Annotated in this window: 3 protein-coding genes; 2 read left to right on the top strand and 1 reads right to left on the bottom strand. The window is 42.8% G+C overall.

Features of this window, described 5'->3' with window-relative positions:
* Positions 1 to 539: 539 nt before the first annotated feature.
* A complete protein-coding gene (locus AB5903_RS21915; RefSeq protein ID WP_117666546.1) occupies positions 540 to 1,055 on the top strand; it encodes a PH domain-containing protein in 516 nt (171 codons plus the stop codon).
* The gene (locus AB5903_RS21910) at positions 1,042 to 2,538 is read left to right on the top strand and encodes a PH domain-containing protein (RefSeq protein WP_195658525.1); all 1,497 of its coding nucleotides are present in this window, start codon (positions 1,042 to 1,044) and stop codon (positions 2,536 to 2,538) included. The genes AB5903_RS21915 and AB5903_RS21910 overlap by 14 nt, the downstream gene beginning before the upstream one ends.
* Before the next feature lie 94 nt (positions 2,539 to 2,632).
* On the opposite strand, the gene AB5903_RS21905 is transcribed toward AB5903_RS21910, so the two are convergent.
* A partial coding sequence (locus AB5903_RS21905) for a long-chain fatty acid--CoA ligase (RefSeq protein ID WP_368118289.1) occupies positions 2,633 to 4,139 on the bottom strand: 1,507 nt, incomplete at its 5' end.

Raw genomic sequence — 4,139 nt, 5'->3', positions numbered from 1 at the left:
CAGAGCTTTCTTCCTGTTCAGACTGGCGAAAATTTATGCATAAGCTATGAATCCCTCAGGTTTTTACGTTGACCCGTAAAAGGCACTGCAACGTAAAAAAGATGGTTCCGAAAAAGAAGCGGATGAAATACATGGGCATAAAAAAAGGAGTACCGCTGTACTCCAACCTTTGTTAACCTTAAATCTAATACTATGAAAAACACGTTGCAAAGATACGGACATTTGATAAATCTGCAAATTATCCAAGAAAAAAAGCATGTTTTATAACATTTATTATAAGATTGAACTTCTTTTTCGGACTTGTTTAATTTTTGTTCGGTATTCTTCTCAGAGCTGTTTTGTAGTTGTCTGAGGAGTATAACGGGCTATGTGGCGAATAAAAACAAGAGAACAAGCCGGAAAGAGACTCGGAAGAAGCCTGAATAAAATAAAATTCTTTTTTAGCTTGTAAATGTCAGGGGAAATTGTGAATATTTGTATTATAAAAATCATAACTCTGCTAAGAGCGGTATATATTAACTGAATTATCGGTATATGATATGACAAATAAACAAATGAATCCGGAGAGCATTGACAGAATAGAACATAGTACTTATACGCCTCTGGAAAAGAAATATCTGAAAGTGCAGTTTGTCAAAGTGGCATTGGTTTATCTCGGTCTTATGGCTGTTTCGCTTTTTCTTCTTTGTGCAGAGGGGTTTGCTTACCGGTATGCCGCTACTATCATTGTTGAATGCGGTTTGCTTGTAGCATCCGTTGTTAATTTGCTAATTCTTCCCAAGGCATACAACTATAAAGGATTCGTTATTCGTGAGCACGATATAACCTTTCGCTCCGGGATTATCTTTCCTTCGGTTATTACCGTTCCTTTCTGTAAAATTCAGCAGGTGAGTGTTTGTCAGAATCCTGTTACACGTCTGTTTGGACTGTATTCCGTTGACTTGGTAAACGGAGCCCAATTGTTGGCTACAATCAGAATTCCCGGACTGACGGAAGAGAGAGCAGATAAAGTGAAGGCGCTTGTCATAGAAAGTATAAAAAATGAAAACAAATGATTTCTCTGCGCCGAGGCGAATGAGCAAAAGCGCGTTCGTAATATTCCTTGTCAACAACCTATGGCTTTATGCGAAGTATTTTCTTTTTATAGTCATTCTTGAATTGTTTAATTCGGAAAAGAAATTATCTTTTATTGAAGCGGCTTTGGATTTTTTGGTTGTTTTGGCAATCTGTCTGACCTTGGCAGCAGTCATTGCTTTTATCAATTATTATTCCAAAAAGTATTATGTGGAGAATGGAAATCTGATTTTCATTCACGGTTTGGTACATAAGGAAATTACCAGTATATCTTTGACGAAAATTCATTCTTTGCGTACTAAACAGGGATTGATTTATCGTTTGCTGGATATGAAGGGAGTATCATTTGATACGCTTGCATCGCAATCGGAAGAAATAGAAATGATTCTTGACAATGAAGATTGGGAAGCATTGCTCAGCCGGATAGAAACTTTGGATAGTCAGACACAGATACAGGCATCCGAAGCAGATAAGATTGAAGAGAAAACCGATGGATACACTACCAAGTTGAGCGTTGGTAATTTGAATCTGATTAAAGGAGCACTTTGTCAAAACCACCTTCGGGGCATGGTTGTATTTGGAAGTATTTTAGTTACTTTATATGACCAGATTATATCGGTCGATGAAAATGCTGTGGAATATTTTTATGGTTACATGGCTACACATGCCGATTTCTTACGGCTTTCATTATCAAGTTGTATCACTGTTGCCGCTATCTTGTATATAGTTACATTGCTACTATGGTTGGGTAAAGTCTTTTTGCGCTATTTCAATATGGATATACGTATAGACCGGGAACAGCTGTTCTTTGAGAGCGGACTGATTTCGCGTAATAGCAGCCGGTTCTCATACGATAAGATTTGTACTGTTTATATCAAGCGGAATATCATAGAAAAATGGTTGGCTTGCAGCACTGTTATGCTGAAACAGGCATTGAATGCCACTGACAGGAATAGAGGAGCGGATGTCAGAATTTATGGTTCAGACTCTGCTACAACTTTTCTGGACTGGTGGTTGGGAAAGGATTATGCATCTTCGCAACCTATCGTTTCTGCTCAATCCGGATACGGCTTATTAGGCTATACCATCCGATTCGATCTGTTGGTTTCGCTTGCAGCCGGTATAGCCTTATGCTATTTTCAATATTACGGTTGGCTTTGGCTCCCGGTCGTTTATATGCTGATATCCCTGATAAAAGGGATTTTTGCCGTACGTCGGAGTTCTATCACTTTAAAAGAGGATTATGTGGAAATCAATTCAGGAAAGTTTGCAGAAGTGAAAAACTATTTCAAATATTCGAACATGGAAGTGGTTCGCATGACAGCTACTCCTTTTACTCCTTTTTATCACAGAGTAAATCTTGTCATTTCTACCAATGGTTCCTCCTTTACCATAAGAAGCCTGAAAGAACAAGAAGCTAAGGAAATCTATGAATTGCTGCTGTATAATTGCTATATCAAATGAGGCTGATGGAGGCTTGCTGTTTATTCCATCGGCGGAATTATCTGTGCACATATATTAATTCCGCCGTTTTTTCTCTATCTCTTTTTTAGGAATTTCAGCCTTTGGCTTCCTGGTACATAAAGCGTTTGATACTCTTCTTGGCGGTCTTTTCAAACTCCTCGAAGTGTATTTTTACTTTGGTAATCTGGCAATATGCCGGCAGAAGCAGGTTCAGTTCGTTCCGGTTGGCTTCCATTGCCTTCTCTATATCGGTTTGTTGCAGGCCGTGGGCAAAGGCATCGTCGAAGTCGGGATAAATCAGGGCTACGAGTTTGTCATGCTGCAATACAATCAACGACTCCGAGACGTAAGGCATGTTATTCAGTTTGCTTTCTATCTCTTCGGGATAGATGTTCTGTCCGCTGGAAGTGAGAAGCATATTCTTGCTGCGCCCGCGTACGGTAACGTAGCCGTCGGCATCCATTGTGGCGAGGTCGCCTGTGTGCAGCCAGCCGTTGACATCTATAATTTGGGAAGTGGCTTCGGCATTCTTGTAATAGCCCAGCATAAGGTTGCTTCCCCGGCAGATGATTTCGCCCGCTACATGCTGAGGATCGGGAGAATCTATCTTTACTTCCATGCGGGTAGTGGCCTTTCCGCACGAAGCGAGCTTCAGGGTTTCCCAGCGGCTGGAGCAGATGATAGGACCGCATTCCGTCATGCCGTAGGCAATGGTGTAGGGGAAGCCTATCTGTTTGAGGAAGCGTTCCACGTCGGCGTTGAAAGGTGCGCCACCGATGATGATTTCATCGAAATTGCCGCCGAAGACATCCATAGCCTTTTTGCGCATGTCCGCTTTTATCTTATCGTTGACGATAGGCATCCGTAACAGCAGCTTACCTATCTTGTTGTCTATGAGTGGCAGGATGTTTTTCTTGATAATCTTCTCTACGATGAGCGGCACGCAGGATATGACGCGCGGCTTGATTTCGGAAAATGACTGCGCGATAATCTTTGGCGACGGCATGCGGGTGAGGAAATAAAGGTGTGCGCCTGCCGAGAAACCGTAAAGAAAATCGTAGACCATGCCGAAAACATGCCCCAGAGGGAGCATGGATACGATATGGTCGCCGGGACGTACGGGCAGCATTTCGTGGCAATAGGCTATATTGGACCATAAGCTGCGGTAGGGCAGCATCACGCCTTTGGAATAGCCGGTAGTGCCGGACGTATAATTGATAACCGCCAGCTCTTCGGGCGACTGTTCCTTGCGGTAGCAGATATGTTCGGGACGGAAGTTCTTGGGATAGCGCGTGCCGTAGATGGCGTTGCGGTGTTCGAAAGCTTCCATGAGCCGTTCGTCCCGGCAGACAACCGGAGTAAAATCCGTCAGCAAGACAACTCCCATAAGCAACGGCATGGCTTCTTCGTTCAAGTTCTCCCAAGCCCGGTCACCGACAAAAAGGAGTTTGGCTTCGGAGTGGTTGACGATATTATGTATGTTGTCTGCCTTGAATTCGTGAAGAATAGGAACGATTACAGCACCATAAGTCACTGTTGCCAAAAAGCAAACCGCCCAATGGGCACTGTTACGACCGCATACGGCTATTTTATCACCGGGC

This window comes from Bacteroides sp. 2201st1_D9_2201SCRN_220225 (assembly GCF_040928965.1).
Classification (GTDB): Bacteria; Bacteroidota; Bacteroidia; order Bacteroidales; family Bacteroidaceae; genus Bacteroides; species Bacteroides stercoris.
The sequence above is the reverse complement of the archived record's forward strand: the minus strand, read 5'-3'. Positions and strand labels throughout refer to the sequence as shown.

What these genes read in the sequence shown, in the direction of transcription:
- AB5903_RS21915 (WP_117666546.1), top strand. Translation starts at nt 540, where the DNA reads ATGACAAATAAACAAATGAATCCGGAGAGCATTGACAGAATAGAACAT.
- AB5903_RS21910 (WP_195658525.1), top strand. Translation starts at nt 1,042, where the DNA reads ATGAAAACAAATGATTTCTCTGCGCCGAGGCGAATGAGCAAAAGCGCG.